At 71.7% G+C, this 20,401-nt stretch carries 19 protein-coding genes, 1 tRNA gene and 2 pseudogenes; 14 read left to right on the top strand and 8 right to left on the bottom strand.

Annotated elements, in window-relative coordinates:
- The first annotated feature begins 159 nt into the window (after nucleotides 1-159).
- On the top strand, nucleotides 160-1,341 hold the full coding sequence (locus ACIQ7D_RS20660) for a mandelate racemase/muconate lactonizing enzyme family protein (protein WP_403939500.1): 1,182 nt from the start codon (nucleotides 160-162) through the stop codon (nucleotides 1,339-1,341).
- A gap of 223 nt (nucleotides 1,342-1,564) precedes the next feature.
- Here ACIQ7D_RS20660 and ACIQ7D_RS20655 read toward each other — a convergent pair.
- A pseudogene (locus ACIQ7D_RS20655) lies at nucleotides 1,565-2,162 on the bottom strand (enolase C-terminal domain-like protein).
- Nucleotides 2,163-2,428: 266 nt separating this feature from the next.
- Nucleotides 2,429-2,884, bottom strand: a pseudogene (locus ACIQ7D_RS20650) (SDR family NAD(P)-dependent oxidoreductase); the annotation flags it as partial.
- Nucleotides 2,885-2,901: 17 nt separating this feature from the next.
- On the opposite strand from ACIQ7D_RS20650, the gene ACIQ7D_RS20645 reads away from it, so the two are divergent.
- From ACIQ7D_RS20645 to ACIQ7D_RS20635, 3 genes are all read left to right on the top strand, one after another.
- The gene (locus ACIQ7D_RS20645) at nucleotides 2,902-3,075 is read left to right on the top strand and encodes a hypothetical protein (RefSeq protein ID WP_403939498.1); all 174 of its coding nucleotides are present in this window, start codon (nucleotides 2,902-2,904) and stop codon (nucleotides 3,073-3,075) included.
- The gene (locus tag ACIQ7D_RS20640; RefSeq protein ID WP_403939496.1) at nucleotides 3,072-3,302 is read left to right on the top strand and encodes a hypothetical protein; all 231 of its coding nucleotides are present in this window, start codon (nucleotides 3,072-3,074) and stop codon (nucleotides 3,300-3,302) included. The genes ACIQ7D_RS20645 and ACIQ7D_RS20640 overlap by 4 nt, the downstream gene beginning before the upstream one ends.
- A 700-nt stretch (nucleotides 3,303-4,002) precedes the next feature.
- Nucleotides 4,003-4,407 carry a hypothetical protein gene (locus ACIQ7D_RS20635; protein WP_403939494.1) on the top strand — a complete coding sequence of 135 codons (405 nt, stop codon included), beginning with the start codon at nucleotides 4,003-4,005 and terminating at the stop codon, nucleotides 4,405-4,407.
- A gap of 123 nt (nucleotides 4,408-4,530) precedes the next feature.
- On the opposite strand, the gene ACIQ7D_RS20630 is transcribed toward ACIQ7D_RS20635, so the two are convergent.
- Nucleotides 4,531-4,618: transfer RNA gene (locus tag ACIQ7D_RS20630), tRNA-Leu, on the bottom strand.
- Between the two features lie 212 nt (nucleotides 4,619-4,830).
- Between ACIQ7D_RS20630 and ACIQ7D_RS20625 the strand changes: the two genes are divergently transcribed.
- The 3 genes from ACIQ7D_RS20625 to ACIQ7D_RS20615 all read left to right on the top strand — a co-directional run bounded on the left by ACIQ7D_RS20625 (nucleotide 4,831) and on the right by ACIQ7D_RS20615 (nucleotide 7,489).
- Nucleotides 4,831-6,156: a M20/M25/M40 family metallo-hydrolase gene (locus ACIQ7D_RS20625; protein WP_403939492.1), complete on the top strand. Its 1,326-nt coding sequence runs from the start codon at nucleotides 4,831-4,833 to the stop codon at nucleotides 6,154-6,156.
- Between the two features lie 142 nt (nucleotides 6,157-6,298).
- On the top strand, nucleotides 6,299-6,532 hold the full coding sequence (gene chpH, locus ACIQ7D_RS20620; RefSeq protein ID WP_403939490.1) for a chaplin ChpH: 234 nt from the start codon (nucleotides 6,299-6,301) through the stop codon (nucleotides 6,530-6,532).
- Nucleotides 6,533-6,670: 138 nt separating this feature from the next.
- Nucleotides 6,671-7,489: a chaplin family protein gene (locus tag ACIQ7D_RS20615; RefSeq protein WP_403939487.1), complete on the top strand. Its 819-nt coding sequence runs from the start codon at nucleotides 6,671-6,673 to the stop codon at nucleotides 7,487-7,489.
- 103 nt (nucleotides 7,490-7,592) lie between these two features.
- Here the strand turns inward: ACIQ7D_RS20615 and ACIQ7D_RS20610 are convergent, their stop codons facing one another.
- Nucleotides 7,593-7,781 (bottom strand): DUF5703 family protein, encoded by a 189-nt coding sequence (locus ACIQ7D_RS20610; protein WP_114625034.1) that lies wholly within the window; start codon nucleotides 7,779-7,781, stop codon nucleotides 7,593-7,595.
- A gap of 47 nt (nucleotides 7,782-7,828) precedes the next feature.
- Between ACIQ7D_RS20610 and ACIQ7D_RS20605 the strand changes: the two genes are divergently transcribed.
- On the top strand, nucleotides 7,829-8,479 hold the full coding sequence (locus ACIQ7D_RS20605; protein WP_403939483.1) for a hypothetical protein: 651 nt from the start codon (nucleotides 7,829-7,831) through the stop codon (nucleotides 8,477-8,479).
- A 71-nt stretch (nucleotides 8,480-8,550) separates the two neighbouring features.
- Here the strand turns inward: ACIQ7D_RS20605 and ACIQ7D_RS20600 are convergent, their stop codons facing one another.
- Both ACIQ7D_RS20600 and ACIQ7D_RS20595 read right to left on the bottom strand, forming a co-directional pair.
- Nucleotides 8,551-10,764, bottom strand: coding sequence for a helix-hairpin-helix domain-containing protein (locus ACIQ7D_RS20600; RefSeq protein WP_403939698.1), 2,214 nt, complete (start codon nucleotides 10,762-10,764; stop codon nucleotides 8,551-8,553).
- The gene (locus ACIQ7D_RS20595; RefSeq protein WP_403939481.1) at nucleotides 10,749-11,732 is read right to left on the bottom strand and encodes an aldo/keto reductase; all 984 of its coding nucleotides are present in this window, start codon (nucleotides 11,730-11,732) and stop codon (nucleotides 10,749-10,751) included. The genes ACIQ7D_RS20600 and ACIQ7D_RS20595 overlap by 16 nt, the downstream gene beginning before the upstream one ends.
- Nucleotides 11,733-11,936: 204 nt before the next feature.
- On the opposite strand from ACIQ7D_RS20595, the gene ACIQ7D_RS20590 reads away from it, so the two are divergent.
- Both ACIQ7D_RS20590 and ACIQ7D_RS20585 read left to right on the top strand, forming a co-directional pair.
- Nucleotides 11,937-12,989 carry an LLM class F420-dependent oxidoreductase gene (locus tag ACIQ7D_RS20590; RefSeq protein WP_403939479.1) on the top strand — a complete coding sequence of 351 codons (1,053 nt, stop codon included), beginning with the start codon at nucleotides 11,937-11,939 and terminating at the stop codon, nucleotides 12,987-12,989.
- A gap of 230 nt (nucleotides 12,990-13,219) precedes the next feature.
- The gene (locus tag ACIQ7D_RS20585) at nucleotides 13,220-14,005 is read left to right on the top strand and encodes a ferritin-like domain-containing protein (RefSeq protein ID WP_403939476.1); all 786 of its coding nucleotides are present in this window, start codon (nucleotides 13,220-13,222) and stop codon (nucleotides 14,003-14,005) included.
- Nucleotides 14,006-14,253: 248 nt separating this feature from the next.
- Here the strand turns inward: ACIQ7D_RS20585 and ACIQ7D_RS20580 are convergent, their stop codons facing one another.
- Nucleotides 14,254-15,246: a magnesium and cobalt transport protein CorA gene (locus ACIQ7D_RS20580; RefSeq protein WP_403939474.1), complete on the bottom strand. Its 993-nt coding sequence runs from the start codon at nucleotides 15,244-15,246 to the stop codon at nucleotides 14,254-14,256.
- Nucleotides 15,247-15,344: 98 nt separating this feature from the next.
- Here ACIQ7D_RS20580 and ACIQ7D_RS20575 point away from each other — a divergent pair, with 98 nt between their 5' ends.
- From ACIQ7D_RS20575 to mshC, 4 genes are all read left to right on the top strand, one after another.
- The gene (locus tag ACIQ7D_RS20575) at nucleotides 15,345-16,031 is read left to right on the top strand and encodes a histidine phosphatase family protein (protein ID WP_403939472.1); all 687 of its coding nucleotides are present in this window, start codon (nucleotides 15,345-15,347) and stop codon (nucleotides 16,029-16,031) included.
- 121 nt (nucleotides 16,032-16,152) lie between these two features.
- Nucleotides 16,153-16,743: a DUF3090 domain-containing protein gene (locus ACIQ7D_RS20570; RefSeq protein ID WP_403939470.1), complete on the top strand. Its 591-nt coding sequence runs from the start codon at nucleotides 16,153-16,155 to the stop codon at nucleotides 16,741-16,743.
- Entirely contained in the window at nucleotides 16,707-17,663 is a 957-nt protein-coding gene (locus ACIQ7D_RS20565; protein WP_403939468.1) for an SCO1664 family protein, read from the top strand. Before ACIQ7D_RS20570 ends, ACIQ7D_RS20565 begins: the two co-directional genes overlap by 37 nt.
- Before the next feature lie 138 nt (nucleotides 17,664-17,801).
- On the top strand, nucleotides 17,802-19,031 hold the full coding sequence (gene mshC, locus ACIQ7D_RS20560) for a cysteine--1-D-myo-inosityl 2-amino-2-deoxy-alpha-D-glucopyranoside ligase (protein WP_403939466.1): 1,230 nt from the start codon (nucleotides 17,802-17,804) through the stop codon (nucleotides 19,029-19,031).
- A 165-nt stretch (nucleotides 19,032-19,196) separates the two neighbouring features.
- Here the strand turns inward: mshC and ACIQ7D_RS20555 are convergent, their stop codons facing one another.
- Entirely contained in the window at nucleotides 19,197-20,243 is a 1,047-nt protein-coding gene (locus ACIQ7D_RS20555) for a PAC2 family protein (protein ID WP_403939464.1), read from the bottom strand.
- Nucleotides 20,244-20,401: the final 158 nt, after the last annotated feature.

The raw sequence follows: 20,401 nt of genomic DNA, 5'->3' as shown, positions 1-20,401 counted from the left end.
CCTCACCCTGCCCGGATCGCGGCTCCACAGCCGCGCGCCCCCCGCCGTCCCCCGCAGCCATTCACAGCGGCACAGGAACCAGCCCCTCCCGCCCGCCGTCCTGACCACTCTTACCTTCTTCACCGCTTCGCGCACGTATCCGAAGGAGCCGTACGTACCATGACCTCCGCCACCCAGCCCTCCCCGGCCAAGCCGTTCGCCACCGCACCGGGGGAGGCGACGCTCGACCACATCTCCTCCGTACGGCTCTCCTACGTCAGCCTGCCGCTGCATGCCCCGATCAGTGACGCCAAGGTCCTCACAGGCCGTCAGAAGCCGCTGACAGAGATCGCCTTCCTGTTCGCCGAGATCACCACCGAGGGCGGCCACGAGGGCATCGGCTTCGGCTACTCCAAGCGCGCGGGCGGCCCCGGCATGTACGCCCACGCCAAGGAGATAGCCCCCGAACTCATCGGTGAGGACCCCAGCGACGCCGGCCGGCTCTGGCAGAAACTGGTCTGGGCCGGCGCCTCCATGGGCCGCAGCGGTCTGACCACCCAGGCCATCGCCGCCTTCGACATCGCGCTCTGGGATCTCAAGGCCCGCCGGGCCGGGCTGCCGCTCGCCAAGCTGCTGGGTGCACACCGCGACTCCGTGCGCTGCTACAACACCTCCGGCGGCTATCTGTCGATGCCGATCGAGCAGGTACTGGAGAACACCAGCCTCACCCTGGCGCGAGGTATCGGCGGTATCAAGATCAAGGTCGGGCAGCCGGACACCAAGACCGACCTGCGGCGCGTCGAGGCCGTACGCGAGCACGTCGGCAAGGACGTCCCGTTGATGGTCGACGCCAACCAGCAGTGGGACCGCACCACCGCCGCCCGCATGGGCCGGGCCCTGGAGAGCTTCGACCTCACCTGGATCGAGGAGCCGCTGGACTGCTACGACGCGGAGGGCCACGCGGCCCTGGCCGCGAGCCTGGACACCCCGGTGGCCACCGGTGAGATGCTCACCAGCGTCGCCGAGCACACCGACCTGATCCTGAAGAACTCCGCGGACTTCATCCAGCCCGACGCCCCCCGTGTCGGCGGCATCACACCCTTCCTCCAGATCATGGCGCTCGCCGACCACAAGAGCCTGAGCATGGCCCCCCACTTCGCCATGGAGATCCACCTGCACCTCGCCGCCGCCTACCCCCGTAACACCTGGGTCGAGCACTTCGAGTGGCTGGAACCGATGTTCAACGAGCGGCTCGAACTGCGCGAGGGCCGCATGATCGTCCCGAGCCGCCCCGGCCTCGGCCTCTCCCTCAGCGACCAGGCCCACGCCTGGACAGTGGAGGAGACGACGATCACCAGCTGAACCTGACGGCCGGCGGCGGGTCGTGACCATGGACCACGACCCGCCGCCTCCGTCTCCTTACGCGGGCCCACGCATGGCGGCCGACAACCTCACGCGTGGTCGCCGGAACACCGCGCCGGAGAACGGTGCCCGTTGGTAGGACATCTCAGATCATGGACGAGCCTGTCCATTGGCGCACACCGCGGTTCGCTCCCGAACCTGGAGCCGCGCTCCACCCGGAGCGTTACGACCAGTCGGCCAGCTCGGGCATTGCCCTCGCGTTGACGCGCAGCCCGATGCCCGGCTCCGTGGGCAGCTCGGGGCGGCCGTCCTTGACCTCGGGTCCGCCGAGGAACAGCGGCTCGACGCGCTGGTCGTGTCCCCAGTAGGACGGGTTGGTGAGGTGCTCGATCCAGGTGCAGCCGGGTTGTGAGAGCACGACGTGCAGGGTGGCCGCGGAGTACACGTGCGGGATCACATCGACCGGGTGCCCGGAGACCATCTGGCACACGCGCCGCAGTTCGGTGATGCCGCCGACCCGGTGCACATCCGGTTGCAGCACGTCCGCCGCTCCCGCGTCGAGCAGGTTCTGGAGCCGTACCGGTGAACTCGTGCTCGCCGGTTGCGATCGGCACCAGGCGCATGTCCCGGAGCAGGGCGTGGCCCGCCACGTCGTCCGGGACGAGCGGTTCTTCCACCCAGCGCAGCCCGAGACCGGCGAGGCCGCGGAGCATCTGGACCGCGCATGCGCGGTCCCAGCTCATGTACGCGTCGCTCATGAGGTCGATGTCGTCGTCCAACTCGTCGCGGACCAGCTCCGCGTGACGGAGGTTCGCGAGCACCCCCGGCGTCCGTCGGCAGGTCCGTAGGGCCAGTTCAGCTTGACCCCCGCGTAGCCGCGGTCCGCGTAGTCCCGTGCCATCCGCCGGACTTCGGCCGGGTCGTCCTCGGGCAGCGGCGAGCGTCCCGTACAGCTCGAAGTACCGGCGCGCAGCGCACGTCCCGCCCGGTCAGTTCATGGAACCGGCTGAAGCGCTGCTGCACCGTGTTGCGGTTCCTCGGGAGGCGGTCATCGATGGCCGGGCGATCGGGCAGGTGCAGTAGCCGTTCATGCCGTTCCGTGACGGCGCTCCTGAACTCGGGATGGGTGAAGTCGTACGGCTCGTCGGCGATGACCGCTTCCACCACGCGTCGGCCCACCTCGTAGGGGTCCATTCCGTCGGGGTTCGCCGACTGGCCGCTCACGTCCGACCGCGGGGTGTCGGTGTCCGGCAGTCCTCGTACGGGACGCGAGGTGCGCCAGAGCCGTGAACGGACACCGCCGGGGCACAGGACGCTGACCCCGGTCCAGGCGAACCCGTTTCCCCGGGGCCAAAAGAGGCCGTCCTAAGACACCCGATTCTGCGAGTTCGGCACGCAGGGCCTCCGAAAGCCCCACGACGGCGAACTTGCCGGCGCAATAGGGCAACAGCTCCGGCATGCCGATGAGGCCGCCCATCGACGACGTGGTGACGATATGCCCGCCACCCGCTGTGCGCATGCCGTCGAGGAAGGCGTGCCCCCCGCGTACCGCGCCTGGTCATGGGCCGCTGCCGTGCCACCTGGCTGGTCGAGCGCATGAACGTCCCCATCCCCCTGCCCGTCCTGCTCGCCGCAGCCGGCCCCGACTCGCTCCACGCCCTCTCCCGCCTCCTGCCCTACCTCAAAGGCACCAGCGCAGAGCAGGCCCGCACCACCCTCAGGGAGATGCCGTGACCACCGCCCGCACACCCCGCCCCGGCCCGCACGACCGGGCCGGCGCACCACCCTGGCTCAAGCAGCTGCGCGAGCGCCGCCAGAGCGTCAGAGCCGCCGACTTCACCCGCGCCCGCCAGTTCGTCGACCGCTCCGGCGTCATCCCCCTGCTCCACCACGCTCAGCAGCGTGCCCGCAAGTCCAACGCGGGGCGCACCCGCACCGTCGCCTCCACGCCCTGTTCGTAGCCATGACCCTTGATTCCTGGCGTAACCAGGGACGCGTCGTCCTCGCCGAGGTCGCCGACATCCTCGCCCATCAGCTCACCCCCGCCTCGCGTACCCAACTCGCCCTGCCCGCATGGCCCGACGACGCCGACGGCTTCGAATCCGCCTACCTCGCCGTGCGGCGCACCTTCCACGCCGCCGTGGCGGTCATGAACCCCTCCCCGTTGCCCAAGCACCGCCTCCCGCGCGCCGACGCCCTGCGCCTGGAGCAGGAAGCCCACCCAGAACAGCTCGCCGCACGCCGCCGGCTGCTCGTCGAGGTCACCAACCGCCTCGTCGAAGCTTCCCTCGCCCCGGCCAGGGCCGTCATCGAGGAGTTCTGGGACGGTTCGGCCGCCGTCGACGCCACCCCCATCCGGACGTTCTCACGCGGCGTCAGCGCCAACGGTCCGGACACCGCGACCGACCCCGACGCCGCCTGGTACGTCCGCGACGGCAACCACCGCGACCCCGCAACCGACGGCCAGGAAAGCGGCTCCCACAACGGCAAGAAGCCCAGGAAGTCCAAGCGCCACCTCTTCGGCTTCGAAGCCACCCTCGTCGTCAGCGGCGAGACCTCCACCACCCCACGGTCGCCTGCCCCGTCAAGCGCCGCAGCCTCAGCCACGGCCACCGTCTGCCCCTCATCGACGTCACCCCCACCCCGGCAGGACCTCCCGAGGTGTGCCGCCGCGAGTCACTCACCTTCAACCGGGACATCGGCATCCGGCACTGGCAGGAACTCGACCACGGCCTCGCCCTCTGGGTCCACCACTACTTCCGCCTGCGCAACCGTGTGGAGCACTTCAACGGCTACGCCAAAGACCATGAAGCCATCGAACGCAGCCGCACCCGCCGCATCCGCGGAATCGCCTGCCAGTCCCTCCTCCTCTCCTTCCAGATCGCCCACGCCAACCACCGTAAACTCGCCGGCTGGCTCGACACCCTCCAGACCAATGGCCTCCCCGCCCGCCGCCGCCCCTCCAACCGCCACAAACTCAAAACCCCCGCGACTGGACCCCCAACGGCTACCTCCCCGACACCACCCCAGAAAACTGATCCACCCCACCACACGCACCCCACCTGAACAGCACAAACAGCTCTGGCCCTCTGCGAACCCGCAGAGGGCCAGACCGTGTCCAAAACAACAACAGAGCCGATCAAAGCGATAAAGTGTCGCTTTGACCGGCTCTATTTGGTCGGTTGACCTTGGTGTCCGAGGGGGGACTTGAACCCCCACGCCCGATAAAGGGCACTAGCACCTCAAGCTAGCGCGTCTGCCATTCCGCCACCCGGACAAGGTGTCTGCCGGGAGGCCCTGGGCCGTTCCGACGTGGAAAACCATAGCAAACATTCGACGGTGCCCGATCACACCCCGATCACGCCCCGATCCGTGTGTTTACGGGCGTGTGACGGGGGCGGGCCCGCCCTTGGGCGAGGGGGCCGGGCGCGGGAGGATGAGGAGGACCATCAGCGAGGACCACCAGCAACGACCGTGGGAGTGAGCAGCGTGAGCGAGCCGAACGCGGGCAGGACCGTATCGGGCGAGGACGAGGTCGTCGACCTCTGCCGGGATCTGATCCGGATCGACACCAGCAACTACGGGGACCACTCGGGCCCCGGGGAGCGGGCCGCCGCGGAGTACGTCGCGGAGAAGCTCGCCGAGGTCGGGCTCGAACCGAAGATCTTCGAGTCCCACCAGGGCCGCGCCTCCACCGTGGCCAGGATCGAGGGCGAGGATCCGTCGCGGCCCGCCCTGCTCATCCACGGCCACACCGATGTCGTGCCGGCCAACGCCGAGGACTGGACGTACGACCCGTTCGGGGGCGAGATCGCGGACGGCTGCGTGTGGGGCCGGGGCGCCGTCGACATGAAGGACATGGACGCGATGACCCTCGCGGTCGTCCGCGACCGGATGCGCGGCGGGCGCAAGCCCCCGCGCGACATCGTGCTGGCCTTCCTCGCCGACGAGGAAGCGGGCGGCACGTACGGCGCGCGCTACCTCGTCGACCACCACCCCGGCCTCTTCGAGGGCGTCACGGAGGCGATCAGCGAGGTCGGCGGGTTCTCCTTCACCGTCAACGAGAACCTGCGCCTCTACCTCGTCGAGACGGCCCAGAAGGGCATGCACTGGATGCGGCTGACCGTGGACGGCACCGCGGGCCACGGTTCGATGACCAACAACGACAACGCGATCACCGAGCTGTGCGAGGCCGTGGGCCGGCTCGGCCGCCATCAGTGGCCGGTACGGGTGACCAAGACCGTACGGTCCTTCCTGGACGAGCTGTCCGACGCGCTGGGCACCCCGCTGGACCCGGAGGACATGGAGGCCACGCTCGCCAAGCTCGGCGGCATCGCGAAGATGATCGGCGCCACCCTGCGCAACTCCGCGGCCCCCACCATGCTCGGCGCGGGCTACAAGGTGAACGTCATCCCCGGCCAGGCGACCGCCCACGTCGACGGACGGTTCCTGCCCGGGTACGAGGAGGAGTTCCTCGCGGACATCGACCGGATCCTCGGCCCGCGCGTGCGGCGCGAGGACGTGCACGGCGACAAGGCGCTGGAGACCAGCTTCGACGGGAGCCTGGTCGACGCCATGCAGAGCGCGCTCTCGGCGGAGGATCCGATCGCGCGGGCCGTTCCGTACATGCTCTCCGGCGGCACCGACGCCAAGTCCTTCGACGACCTGGGGATCCGCGGCTTCGGCTTCGCGCCGCTCAAGCTGCCGCCGGAGCTGGACTTCGCCGGGATGTTCCACGGGGTGGACGAGCGGGTACCGGTGGACGGTCTGAAATTCGGTGTACGGGTCCTCGACCGGTTCATCGACCAGAGCTGACTGGCCGAACGGGAAATCGTCCGCGTGTGCGTCTTTGACTGAGAAGAGTGAATGCGCTCATAGGCTCGTAGCCTCATTACTTCCCCTTCGTTACAGGTGTGCGGTCCGCGGCTGGGACCGCGTTTGCCAACAAGGAGGAATAATGATCAAGAAGGTCGTCGCTGCTGCGGCAGTCACTGGTGGTCTGGTGCTCGCGGGTGCGGGCATGGCCGTCGCCGACGCGGGCGCGCAGGGTGCCGCCATCGGTTCCCCCGGTGTCCTCTCGGGCAACGTGGTGCAGGTTCCGCTCCACGTTCCGGTGAACGTGTGCGGCAACACCATCGACGTGATCGGGCTGCTGAACCCCGCCTTCGGCAACGTCTGCGTCAACAAGTGACGTCGTAACTCTCACCCGTGAGGGTCTGAGCCCGAGCGGCCCCGGAGCGCGTGCCATGCGCTCCGGGGCCGCTGGGCATCCTGCCCCGGCACCGATGCCCAGGGCAGTCCCGCAAGGCAGAAGGCAGGGATCGAAGCTATGAGACAGGTCACGCGCAAGGGCCTGATCACCGTGGCGGCCGCGGGCGGAGTGCTCGCGCTCGGCGGTGGGCACGCGCAGGCGGACGCGGGAGCGGGCGGCGCGGCCGTCGGCTCCCCGGGCGTGCTGTCGGGGAACAACGTGCAGGTTCCGGTGCATGTACCGGTGAACGTGTGCGGCAACACCGTGGATGTCGTCGGGGTGCTCAATCCGGCGTTCGGCAACAAGTGCGGCAACTTCTCGGGCAAGCCGTCCGGTGGCCACGGGAACGACGACGGCGGCTACGGCGGGGGCTCGCACGCGGGCGGGGGGGCGCACCCCGGCGGATCGCACCCCGGAGCCGGCCACACCGAGCCGTCCGGCGGCTCCCACGCGGGAGGCGGCGCGATCGACTCACCCGGAGTCGGCTCAGGCAACTCCGTCGAGGTACCGATCGATGTCCCGGTGAACGTGTGCGGGAACAGCGTCGACCTCGTCGGACTGCTCAACCCGACCTTCGGCAACACCTGCGGCAACGGCCCGGGCCCCACCCGTCCCGGCCCGGAGCGCCCCGAGGCGCCGGGCACGCCGAACACCCCGGTCAAGCCCGCCGAGCCGGGCACGCCCGGCACACCGGGCGGTCCCACCGAGGAGCGGGCGATCCCGCCGGCCCCGGGCAGCCCCGAGACGCAGCCGGTCTCCCGGACCGCCGAGCAGACCGAGGGCACCGACGTCCTCGCCTCGACCGGTGCCGGCGGGCTCGGGATCGCGATTCCGGCGGGCGCCGGGCTGCTGCTCGCGGGCACGATCCTGTACCGCCGCGCCCGGTCCGCCGCGTAGGCAGGCGGCGGCCCGTTCCCGCCCGTACCCACGTGTACGGGCGGGAACGGGCCACGGGCAGGCCGGGGCGGGCCTCGCAGCAGCGGGGCCCGCTCCGTCACGTTCACCAGGTGGCGCGTACCTGACGGATGATGCGCCGGCGCAGCCGCACCCTGCGGCTGCCGTCCCGGTGCAGGCTCAGGCGGTCCAGTTCCCAGTGCCCGTACTCGGCGTGATCGGTGAGCAGACGGGCCGCATCCTTGCGGGAGACCCCGCGCGGCACGTACACGTCGACAAATTCGTATTCCGGCATCGCATCTATTGTGCGGGCAGAGGCCCGGTACGGATAGCGTCTGCACTATGTCTGATGCTGCGCAGCCCACCGCTGCCGAGGTACGCGCCGCCGCCGAGGCGGTGAAGGTAGCCCTGGACCGCCACCTCGCGGCGGTCGAACATCGCACGGGTGAGGACGACCCGGCCGTCTCCGAAGCGTTCAACGCCCTGGCCGTCGCGGCCGAGATCTACGACGAGCGGCTCTACAACCGGTACGACGAGGTCACGCCCTTCGAGATCCCGGACCCGGACGATTCCCTGCCCCCGTACAACGGCCCCGAGGAACCCAACGCCCTCAGCGTGCTGATCCGGCGCGACTACGCGGTGGTGGAGCCGCAGCGGCTGCTCGCACAGGCACAGCGCATCGCCGACATCGAGGGCGACACCGACACCGGAGGCGTCGTGGGCGGCAGTGTGCACGCGGCCCTCGGTGTGCTCTTCGGCGAGTACGAACCGGACGAGATCGCCTCCCGGCACAAGGAGTTCGGCCTGGAGGAGGGCGACTCCACCCTGTGGATCTCGGCCGCGGACGACCTCCCGGAACCGGGGGAGTGGCTCTCCGCCCCCTTCGACCAGGCCGACCCCCAGCAGGTGGTCTGCCGCTTCGACGTGAGCGCCGTCTTCGACGAGGACGACCTGGACGCGGACTTGGACGACCTGGAGGAACAGGACGCCTGACCCGTCGGTCCCGCCGCCGTCCTGAGAAGGACGGCGGCTGGGCCGGTGGGCGGCGGCCGGACCGGTGGACGTCAGCCCGGCTGTGCCGCCGGGGCCAGCAGCGCCTCCAACTGGCCCCGCAGCCGGGTGGTGCGCTCCTGGGAAGGGATGTCCGACACCGCCTTCGGCAGGGCCTGGTCGACGCCGTGGACCACGGAGAGATGACGGTCCCCGCGGCTGAAGGCCGTGTAGACCCAGGGGCGGCTCAGCCCCTGCGCGGCGTCGCCGGGGAGCACCACGACCGCCGCGGGCCAGCGCATCCCCGCCGTCTGGTGGGCGGTGAGTGCCCAGCCGTGGCGTACGGCCTGCTCCACCCGGTCCTTGGGCACGGTGACCGCCGCGCCCCCGCACTCCAGCCGCAGCCCCTCGGCGTCGGCGGAGACCACCGTGCCCTGGAGCGTCCTGCCGGGGGAGGGGACGTACGCGACCCGGTCCCCCGGGTCGAAGCCGCCGAACCGGCCGGGGCCGGGGTTGAGCCGCTGCTTGAGCGCCGCGTTCAGCGCCCGGGTACCGGCCGAGCCGCCGTGGCCCACCGTGATCACCTGGGTCTGCCCGGCCTCCGTACCGAAGGCGCGCGGTACGGACTCCGCGACGAGCTGGACCGTACGGTGCACCGCCTCGCCCGCGTCCCGCACGGGCACGATCACGACCTCCTTGCCGGGCGCCGCCACCTGGTTCAGCTCACCGATGCCGATCCCCGAGACCAGCTCGCCGATCGGTCCGGGGTCGGGCGTACGGGAACTGATCCGCGGGCACACCCCGGCCGCCAGCAGATCGGCGAAGACCCGGCCCGCCCCCGCCGACCAGAGCACCACCGGATCGCCGCTGAGCACCAGCCGGCCGCCGTCCGCCAGCGACTCCACCAGCATGGCGGCCGTCTCCACATCGAGCTGCGGCGCGTCCAGGACCACCAGGAGATCGAGCGCGAACAGACCGTCCGCGTCCCGCCCCGGGCCTTCCGTACCGGCCAGCAGCCCGGCCACCGTGACCGCGCCCAGGTCGGCCGCCAGCCGGTCGCGGCCGTTCTCGCTGTGGACCGCGACGACCGCCCGCACCCCGAGCGCGCGGGCCGCCGAGGCCAGCGCGACCGGCTCTGCGCGCGCCGCCTCCCCGCCCGAGTGCAGGACGAGCCCGTGTCCCGCCACCGCGCGGATCAGCTCGGCCGCCGAAGGCGACGGGGCGCCGGCCGCGGCCTCCTCCCAGGCGGCGTCCTGCCCGGTCCTCGCCAGCCGCGCGAGCCCGTCGGCGAGAGCGTCCTCCGCCAGCGCGTACCGGTCGAGCCCCAGCAGCACCGGGACCGGCTCGGCGGCCTCCCCGGCTCCACTCCCCGCCGGATCCGCGCGCTCCGCGGACTCGCTCGCGTCCTCGTCGTGCTCGTCGTCCCCTTCGCTCTCCCCGTGGTCGTCGTGCTCCTCGTCGTCCTCCGGGAACCTCAGGACCACGGACTCCTCCACCGCGTGCCGTACCGCCCCGTCCGGGTCGGGCACGGAGTGGCCGGCCAGCGCGCTCCGTACCGCCGACGCCTCCAGCGCGGTGTGCCCCTGGAGGGCGGCGCGTTCCAGCAGCCAGCTCACCAGCGCGGTCGCCCTGCGCTCGTCACCGGGGCCGCACGCGGCCCCCAGCAGCGCCCGTGCGAACCCGTCGGCCTGCTCGGGCCGTACCCCGGGCACGGCGAGCAACTGCCAGGGGTTCTCCCGCAGTACCTCCGGGGCCCGCTCCCCGAGCGCGTCGGTGACCTGGCCCGCCAGCGTCTCCGGCGCGCCGCCCTCCCCGAGCACCGCCCGCACGGCGGACACGGTCCCGGGAGCAGCGGCCCGCGGCTCCACGGTCCGCTGCTCCGCCTCCGGCCGGGGCCGCGGCGGTGCGGTCGCACGGGGACGGTCAGGCGCGGCGGCGGGCGCCGCCGTACGGAGCAGGGCCGGATCGACCGGCTCGCCGCTCTCCACGGCCCGTACGGCCGCGAGCAGGTCGGCGGCCTGACCGCTCAGCTTCGCCCCGGCGGCGATGGGCCCGGCCTTCTCCGTCTTCCGCTGCTCGATCCGCTCCCGCAGCTCGCGCTGGGCGGCCAGCTCGGCCTGCGCCTCGGAGACGGCGGCCGCGGCCTCGGCGGCCTGCGCCTGTGTCGCGGCGGCCTCGCCGTCCGTTTCCGTGCCGCCTTCCTCGGCAGCGGCGTCGGCGGCAGCGGCGTCGGCCAGGGGCCCGGCCTCCTCGGCGGGGTCGCGGTCCGTACTCACAGCGTGCTCCAGTCCTGGTCGGGATAGCGGTGCACGGGCGCCGACACGTCGTCGAGCGCCTGGCAGATCTCGTCAGGAAGACTAAGGCTCTCCACTGACAGAGCGGCCGTGAGCTGCTGCGCGTTGCGCGCGCCGATGATCGGCGCCACCACGCCGGGCCGGTCCCTGACCCACGCCAGCGCCACCTCCAGTGTCGTCGTCGCGAGCCCCTCGGCGGCCGTCGCGACCGCGTCCACGATCCGGCCGGCCGCCTCGTCGAGATAGGGCTCGACGAACGGCGCCATCTGCTCGGACGCGCCCCGCGAATCGCTCGGCGTGCTGTGCCGGTACTTGCCCGTGAGCACCCCGCGGCCGAGCGGCGACGACGGCAGCAGCCCCACCCCGAGATCGAGCGCCGCGGGCAGCACCTCGCGCTCCACCCCGCGCTGGAGCAGCGAGTACTCCATCTGGGTGCTGGCCAGCCGGGTCCGTATCCCGGGCGAGGCGAGCTGCCAGGTGGCCGCCTTGGCGAGCTGCCAGCCGCAGAAGTTCGACACCCCCGCGTACCGCGCGCGGCCCGTGCTGACCGCGATGTCCAGCGCGTGCAGGGTCTCCTCCAGCGGGGTGCCGCTGTCGAAGGCGTGGATCTGCCAGAGGTCCACGTAGTCCGTGCCCAGCCGCTCCAGCGACTCGTCCAGTGCGGAGAGCAGATGTCCGCGTGAGCCGTCGAAGCGGCGGTACGGATCGGGCACGCTGCCGGCCTTCGTCGCGATGATCAGGTCCCGGCGCGGCACCAGCCGCTCGACGAGCTGGCCCAGCAGATATTCGGCCTCCCCGCCGCCGTACACGTCCGCCGTGTCGACCAGCGTGCCGCCCGCCTCCCAGAAGACCTTCAACTGATCGGCGGCGTCATGCTCGTCGGTGTCCCGGCCCCAGGTCAGGGTGCCGAGCCCGATCCGGGACACACGCAGGCCGGTACGGCCGAGATGCCTCTGCTCCATGCGGCTTGAGATTACTGGCCATGGCCCCACGCGGAGAGAGCCTGTGGACAACCGGCCCCCTGACGGATGCCCGTGTCGCGCGCTAGAGTCCCCGGCACAGGGACGTTACTCATCGGTAATCGCTGACCGTCCGCCGGCCGCCGAACCGCGCGCGGACGGCCGGTCCTCGGCCACCGGTGATCGCAATCGGCAAAGGAGTTGGTTATGCGGCTCGGCATCAACCTCGGGTACTGGGGCGCGGGGATGGACAGCGACAACCTCGCGGTCGCGCAGGAGGCCGACCGGCTCGGCTACGACGTCTGCTGGGCCGCCGAGGCGTACGGCTCCGACGCCCCGACCGTGCTGAGCTGGGTCGCCGCGCAGACGGAGTCCATCGACGTGGGCTCCGCCATCCTCCAGATCCCCGCGCGGCAGCCCGCGATGACCGCCATGACGGCGGCCACCCTCGACTCCCTCTCCGGCGGCCGGTTCCGGCTCGGTCTCGGCGTCTCGGGACCGCAGGTCTCCGAGGGCTGGTACGGGGTCACGTTCGACAAGCCCCTCGCCCGCACCCGCGAGTACGTCGAGATCGTCCGCAGGGCCATGAGCCGCGAACGGCTGACGTACGAGGGCGAGCACTGGACGCTGCCGCTGCCCGGCGGCCCCGGCAAGCCCCTCAAGCTGACCGTGCACCCGGAGCGCGAGCACATCCCGCTCTACATCGCCGCGATCGGCCCCAGGAACCTGGAGCAGACCGGTGAGATCGCCGACGGCGCGCTGCTGATCTTCCCCTCCGCCGAGCATCTGGAGGAGACCGCGATCCGGCCGCTCCGGGCGGGCCGCGAGAAGGCGGGCCTCACCATGGACGGCTTCGACGTCTGCCCCACCGTGCCCCTCGCGGTCGGCGACGACATCAACGCCCTCGCCGACACCTTCCGCCCGTACACGGCCCTCTACGTGGGCGGAATGGGCAGCCGCAAGCAGAACTTCTACAACCAGCTCGCCCGGCGCATGGGGTACGAGAAGGAAGCCACCGCGATCCAGGACGCCTACCTCTCCGGCGACAAGGACGGCGCGGCGGCGGCCGTACCGCACGAGCTGATCGACTCGACCACACTGCTCGGCCCCGTCGAGCGGATCGCCGACCGGATGAGCGCCTACGCCGCCGCCGGCGTCACCACGCTGACCCTCTCCCCGGCCGGCTTCACCCTCGACGAACGGATCACGGCGCTGCGCGTCGGCACCGAGGCCCTGGAGCGCGCCGGTCTCGTCTCGTAGCCGGAGACGAGACCATGGGGCCGCGGGCGGAGTCCGCGGCCGTGATGGGGGCTCGGAGGTCTTCCCCGCCACGGCCGTCGCCTACTACAACGCCGCGACACGCGCCCGGTTACGCGCCGAGCGCGCCGTCGCGCTCCTCCTTTCGGCTCAGCGGGGCGCCGCTGCTGTTGCCGCGCGCCGCGCACGCCCGTTGACTCGTTTGGGCGGACGCCTGCAAGGAGGTGGCAGTGATGCTCTCGGCCCGAAGCCTGTTCCAGGAGATCCTGGACGACGACCGTTCCTTCCGGCTGTTCTGTTCCATCGCTGCCAGCGGCGAGGCGCAGGGCGGCTGGGAGAACGGCCGGATCGCCGCCCTGGTGCCCGACTCCCTGCGGTACCTCGCCCCGAAGATCACCCGACACGGCGCCGACGAGGACAAGCACAGCCGGATCTTCCACGCCCTCCTGAAGAAGCGCGGCCTCGAACCGTCCGAGGTCCCGCCCGAGGCCGACTACACCATGCTGCTGGAGCGGCGCGGCATCGGACTCACCCATACGAAGCTGCGCCGGGACCAGACGCTGACGGAGAAGGACATCCTCGTGTACCTCGTCCACAGCCGGATCACCGAACAGCGGGCCGCCGACCAGATGGAGATGCTGGTCGGGTACTTCGGCGACAACCCCGAGGTCGGCAAGGCGATCAGGATCATCCGCGCCGACGAGGACAACCATCTCGCCTATTGCCACGAGGAACTGCTCTGGATGGCCCGGCACGGCCACGGCCGCGCCATCCAGCGCGCGCTGCGCCAGTGCGCCCTGGCCGAGATCGAGGTCTACCGCGAGGTGAGCCTCGCCGTGATGGACCGGATGGGCCGGCTGCTCGGCTGGCCCGCGCCGAAGGCCCGCCTGCTCGCCGCCGGCATCCATGCCCTGTACGGGTACGAACGCCTCATCGGCTGGCGCCGGATGGTCGGCCTCACGATGCCGGAGCGCCGCGACCCGCTGGGCGGCCCCGCGACGCCCGCACCGGCCTTCTAGACGAGTCATTCCGAAGTTCCGTCTGCGGGGAGGTGTCATGCACGCACATCCGCGGCGTTGACGGCGATCGGCATCCGAAGGACCGTTCAATGCGCCGAGACGGAGCGAGCGCGGCGAGTGCGGTGCACCTGGCACCTCCGCGCCCGCCCCAAGGGGCGGACGACGCTACTTCGGAATGACTCGTCCAGCGGCCCGCGGGGCCGTCAGCGGGCCCGGGGGCGCCAAGGGCGCGGGCGCCCCGCGTACGGTCAGAGCCAGCCACGCCGTTTGAACTGCCGGTGCAGCCCGACGACCGCCACCGCCATGAGGGCGATCACCGCCGGGTACGCCCACACGTACTTCAGCTCCGGCATGTGCCTGAAGTTCATGCCGTAGATGCCCGCGACCATCGTCGGTACGGCGGCCATGGCCGCCCACGCCGAGATCTTCCGCATGTCGTCGTTCTGCCGAACGCCCATCTGCGCCAGATGCGCGGACAGGATGTCGGTGAGCAGCCGGTCCAACCCCTCCACCTGCTCGTTCACATGCAGCAGATGGTCGTTGACGTCCCGGAAGAAGGGCTGCGCGTGCTCATGGACGAACGGCACGCCCGCGCCCGCCAGCCGGGCCACCGGGGCCGCCAGGGGACCGGTGGCCCGGCGGAACTCCAGCACCTGCCGCTTGAAGGTGTAGATCCGCGCCGCGGTCGGCGCCGACGAGGCCGAGTCCGGGGCGAAGACCTCCGTCTCCAGCTCCTCCAGGTCCAACTGGAGTTCGTCGGCGACCTCGACGTAGTGGTCGACGACCGCGTCGCTCACCGCGTACAGCACGGCGGTGGGGCCGTGCTTGAGGACATCGGGTTCGGCTTCCAGCCGCGTGCGGACGGCCGCCAGCGGGGCGCCCTCGCCGTGCCGGACGGTCACCACGAAGGAGTCGCCTATGAAGACCATCAGCTCGCCGGTCGTGACGGTGTCGCCCCGCGGCTCGTACACGACCGGCTTGAGCACCACGAAGAGCGAGTCGTCGTAGACCTCCAGCTTGGGGCGCTGATGCGCGTGGAGCGCGTCCTCCACCGCCAGGGGGTGCAGCCCGAACTCGCTGCTCACCATGGAGAACTCCTTCTCCGTGGCCTCGTGCAGCCCGAGCCAGAGGAACGCGTCCCCTTCGGCGCGCGCCTCGGCGAGGGCGTCGGAGAAGTCGGCGGGCCCGTCGGTGCGGCGTCCGCCGCGGTAGATGGCGCAGTCCACGATCACGGCGGGCATTCTTCCCTTTTCTGGCGACGGCCGCATCCCCCCGGCGCCATCGACGAGCGGGCCGGGCGCCCCGAGGCGCTGTCGTACCGAGCGCCTACCCTTGCGGCATGGCCACGTTGATCCTCGTACGTCATGGACGGTCCACCGCCAACACCGCGGGGCTGCTCGCCGGCTGGACGCCCGGCATCGCCCTGGACGAGCGGGGCGCCGCACAGGCCGCCGCGCTGCCCGGGCGGCTCGGGGACATCCCGCTCGCCGCCGTCGTCAGCAGCCCGCTGCAACGGTGCAGGGAGACCCTTCAGCCGCTGCTGGACGCCCGCCCCGGACTCGGGATACGGACCGACGACCGGATCGGCGAGTGCCACTACGGCGACTGGTCCGGGCGCAAGCTGGCCGAACTGTCCGGCGAGCCCCTGATGGAGGTCGTGCAGCGCCACCCCTCCGCCGCCGTGTTCCCCGGCGGCGAGTCGATGGCCGCGATGCAGGCCCGCGCCGTCGAGGCGGTCCGGGAGTGGAACGCGCGGATCGACGAGGAGCACGGGGAGGACGCCGTCTTTCTGATGTGCTCCCACGGGGACATCATCAAGGCGCTCGTGGCGGACGCCCTCGGGATGCATCTCGACCTTTTTCAGCGGATCCATGTGGATCCGTGCTCCCTGACCGCCGTCCGCTACACCCGGTTGCGCCCGTTTGTGCTGCGCCTCGGTGACACCGGCGATCTCGCCGGACTGGCGCCGCGCGCGAGCGCGGGCGGCGGCGACGGCGTGGTGGGAGGCGGCGCGGGAGCACCGTGATCGCTCCGCGCAGTAGGGTGGACGGGCCGTCCGAGCGATCCGGGCGGCCCTCCCGGGCCCCGGGTCCGCCCGGTGCTCTTTCCCCAGTGCCTTTTCCGACGATTTCCGAGGGAGACAGAACGTGTCCCGTCAGGTGTTCCTCTACGATCCACCGGACCGTTTCGTGGCCGGTACGGTCGGGCTGCCTGGGCGCCGTACGTTCTTCCTCCAGGCGTCCGGCGCGGGGCGCGTGACCAGCGTCGCCCTGGAGAAGACGCAGGTGGCCGCGCTCGCCGAGCGGATCGACGAACTACTGGACGAGGTGGTCCGCCGTACCGGCGGCAACGCCCCCGTACCGGTCATGGCGCCCTCGGAGATCACCGATTCCGCCCCGCTCGACGCCCCTGTCGAGGAGGAGTTCCGGGTCGGCACGATGGCGCTGGCCTGGGACGGTGACGAACAGCGCATGATCGTCGAGGCGCAGGCCCTTGTGGAGCTGGACGCCGACACCGACGAGGACCTGGCCGAGGCCGAGGAACGGCTGCTCCAGGACGAGGAGAACGGTCCGCCGATGCTCCGCGTCCGGCTCTCCGGCGCCCAGGCCAGGGCCTTCGCCAAGCGCGCCCTGGACGTGGTCAACGCGGGCCGCCCGCCCTGCCCGCTGTGCAGCCTGCCGCTCGACCCGGAAGGACACGTATGCCCGCGCCAGAACGGATACCGGCGGGACGCGTGACCGCGCCCGCGGCCGGTCCTGCCGCCCCCGGACCGGTCGGTGACGGTCCGGACGGACCGGGCCCGTCCGACCGGGAGCTGATCGCCCACGGGGAGCTGACCGTACGCGGCCGGATCCGTGAGGCGTCCAACGCCGTGCTCTACTGCTCCGTCTCCTACCGGGGCCGGACGGCCCACTGTGTCTACAAGCCCGTCGCGGGCGAGCGGCCCCTGTGGGACTTCCCCGACGGGACGCTCGCGCAGCGCGAGGTGGCGGCGTACGAGGTCTCCGAGGCGACCGGCTGGGGGCTCGTCCCGCCGACGGTCCTGCGCGAAGGACCGTACGGCGAGGGCATGTGCCAGCTCTGGATCGAGCCCGAGGACGAGCCCGGGACCGACGGCACGGACGGCGGTACGGACGGCGGTACGGACGTCGGCGCGGGCGACCCCGGGCCCGCGGCGCCGCTGCTGGCCCTCGTCGAGGACGACGAACCCGGTGACGGCTGGAAGGCCGTCGGGTCCGCCGAGGTGGGCGAGGGCAGGACCGCCCTGCTGGTGCACGCCGACGACGTACGGCTGCGGCGCCTCGCCGTCCTCGACGCGGTGATCAACAACGGTGACCGCAAGGGCGGCCATCTGCTGCCCGCGCCCGGCGGACGGCTCTACGCCATCGACCACGGCGTCACCTTCAACGTGGACGACAAACTGCGCACCCTGCTCTGGGGCTGGGCCGGTGAGCCCCTGACCGGCGAGGCGCTGGAGGTGCTGGCCCGGCTGGCGGACGCCCTCGCGGACGGCGGCCCCCTCGCCACCCGGCTGGCCGAACTCATCACCCCGGCCGAGACCGACGCCGTACGGGCCAGAGTCCGTGAGCTGCGCCACACAGGCCGTCACCCCGAGCCGTCGGGGCAGTGGCCCGCGATCCCCTGGCCGCCGGTGTGAGACCGGGGGCGGCCCCCCTGGAGCGGTCCGCGCCCGTCCCCGTGGAGCACGCGGGGACGGATCGCGCAAGAGCGCCCAACCGGCCAACGGCGGGTATCCGGTTCGTATCCGGAAGTTCCGTCCGGTTACGCTCATGACATGCATGCCTGGCCCGCTTCCGAGGTCCCCGCCCTGCCTGGCAAGGGCCGCGACCTCAGGATTCATGACACGTCGACCGATGGCCGAGTCACGCTTGAGCCCGGTCCCGTCGCCCGTATCTACGTCTGCGGCATCACGCCGTACGACGCGACCCACATGGGTCACGCGGCGACCTACAACGCGTTCGACCTCGTGCAGCGCGTATGGCTCGACACGAAGCGGCAGGTCCACTACGTCCAGAACGTGACCGATGTCGACGATCCGCTGCTGGAGCGGGCGCTGCGCGACGGGGAGGACTGGGTCGGGCTCGCGGAGCGCGAGACGGCGCTCTTCCGCGAGGACATGACCGCCCTGCGGATGCTGCCGCCCCAGCACTACATCGGCGCCGTCGAGGCGATACCGGGCATCGTGCCGCTGGTGGAACGGCTGCGCGACGCCGGCGCCGCGTACGAACTCGAAGGCGACGTCTACTTCTCCGTGGCGGCCGATCCGCACTTCGGCGAGGTCTCCCGGCTGGACGCCGAGGCGATGCGGCTGCTGTCGGCCGAGCGCGGCGGCGACCCGGACCGGCCGGGCAAGAAGAACCCCCTCGACCCGATCCTCTGGCTGGCGGCCCGCCCCGGCGAGCCGAGCTGGGACGGCGGCTCGCTGGGCCGAGGCCGGCCCGGCTGGCACATCGAGTGCGTGGCCATCGCCCTCGACCATCTCGGTATGGGCTTCGACGTCCAGGGCGGCGGCAGCGACCTCGCCTTCCCGCACCATGAGATGGGCGCCTCGCACGCGCAGGCCCTCACCGGCGAGCACCCGTTCGCCCGATCCTATGTGCACGCCGGCATGGTCGCCCTGGACGGCGAGAAGATGTCCAAGTCCAAGGGCAATCTGGTCTTCGTCTCGGCGCTGCGCCGCGACGGCGTGGACCCGGCGGCGATCCGGCTCGCCCTGCTCGCGCACCACTACCGCTCCGACTGGGAGTGGACGGACCAGGTCCTCCAGGACGCCGTCGACCGGCTGGCGCGCTGGCGGGCCGCGGTGTCGCGGCCCGACGGCCCGTCGGCCGAGGAACTGGTCGAAGAGGTCCGCGAGGCGCTGGCCGACGATCTGGACGCCCCCACCGCGCTGACGGCCGTCGACCGCTGGGCGGCGCTCCAGGACACCACGGGCGGTACGGACGAGGGCGCGCCCGGCGTGGTCTCCCGTACGGTCGACGCCCTGCTGGGCGTCGCGCTCTGACAGGTCGTACAAACTACGAACGCTGTACAGAACGCGCTGTAGGGAAAGCGCTGTAGGGAAAGCACTGTACGGAAACGCTGTACGAAGAACTGTACGAAGGCTGTACGAAGAAGGAGGGCGGCGCCGACCGGCGCCGCCCTCCTTCTCTCCGTCACCGACCGGCGGTCAGTCCTCGGACGAATCGTCGTCGTCGCCCGTGTCCCGCTCCTGGTCCTTCGGGGAAGGACCCGGGCCCTTGTCCTTGTCCGTACCGCCACCGGCCCCGCCGCGCGGTGGCCGCTGCGGACGGGCGCGGCCGCCGGACGCGTCCCGCAGGAATGACGGCCCGTCACCGCCCTCCGTGGCGTGGCCGCCCGGCGCCGGGCCGAGCCCGCCGTCCCGGCGTCGCAGATACCGCTCGAACTCCCGGGCGATGGCCTCGCCGGAGGCCTCAGGAAGCTCCGCCGTGTCCCGCGCCTCCTCCAGCGACTGCACGTACTCCGCCACCTCGCTGTCCTCGGCCGCCAGTTGGTCCACGCCGAGCTGCCAGGCCCGGGCGTCCTCGGAGAGTTCGCCCAGCGGGATCCGCAGACCGATCAGATCCTCCAGCCGGTTGAGCAGCGCCAGCGTCGCCTTCGGGTTGGGCGGCTGCGACACGTAGTGCGGTACGGCGGCCCACAGGCTCACCGCCGGTACGCCCGCGTGTGTGCACGCCTCCTGGAGGATGCCGACGATGCCGGTCGGCCCCTCGTACCGCGTCTCCTCCAGATCCATCGTCCTGGCCAGGTCCGCGTCCGAGGTGACCCCGCTGACCGGCACCGGCCGGGTGTGCGGAGTGTCGCCGAGCAGCGCGCCCAGGATGACCACCATCTCCACGCCCAGCTCATGGGCGAAGCCCAGCAGCTCGTTGCAGAACGAGCGCCAGCGCATGGACGGCTCGATGCCGCGGACCAGTACCAGGTCACGGGGCTTCTCACCGCCGACGCGCACCACGGAGAGCCGGGTGGTCGGCCAGGTGATCTTGCGCAGGCCGCCCTCCAGGAAGACCGTGGGCCGGTTGACCTGGAAGTCGTAGTAGTCCTCGGCGTCGAGCGCCGCGAACACCTCGCCCTTCCATTCCCGGTCCAGATGACCCACCGCTGTGGAGGCGGCGTCGCCCGCGTCGTTCCAGCCCTCGAACGCGGCCACCATGACCGGGTCGATCAGCTCGGGAACCCCCTCGAGCTCGATCACCCAGTGCCTCCTTCCGACGTTGTCACTTGTACGCACCAACCTTACGGCTTCACCGGTGCCCGCCCGCAGCCCTGTGCACGCTCCGCGCACGCCCGGGTGAACCTGGGGTCTTTCGTTTGGATCGGATCGGACGCGGCTGGAAAGCCCCGTCCGCACTG

Source organism: Streptomyces sp. NPDC096310 (genome assembly GCF_044763125.1).
Taxonomy (GTDB): domain Bacteria; phylum Actinomycetota; class Actinomycetes; order Streptomycetales; family Streptomycetaceae; genus Streptomyces.
The sequence above is the reverse complement of the archived record's forward strand: the minus strand, read 5'-3'. Positions and strand labels throughout refer to the sequence as shown.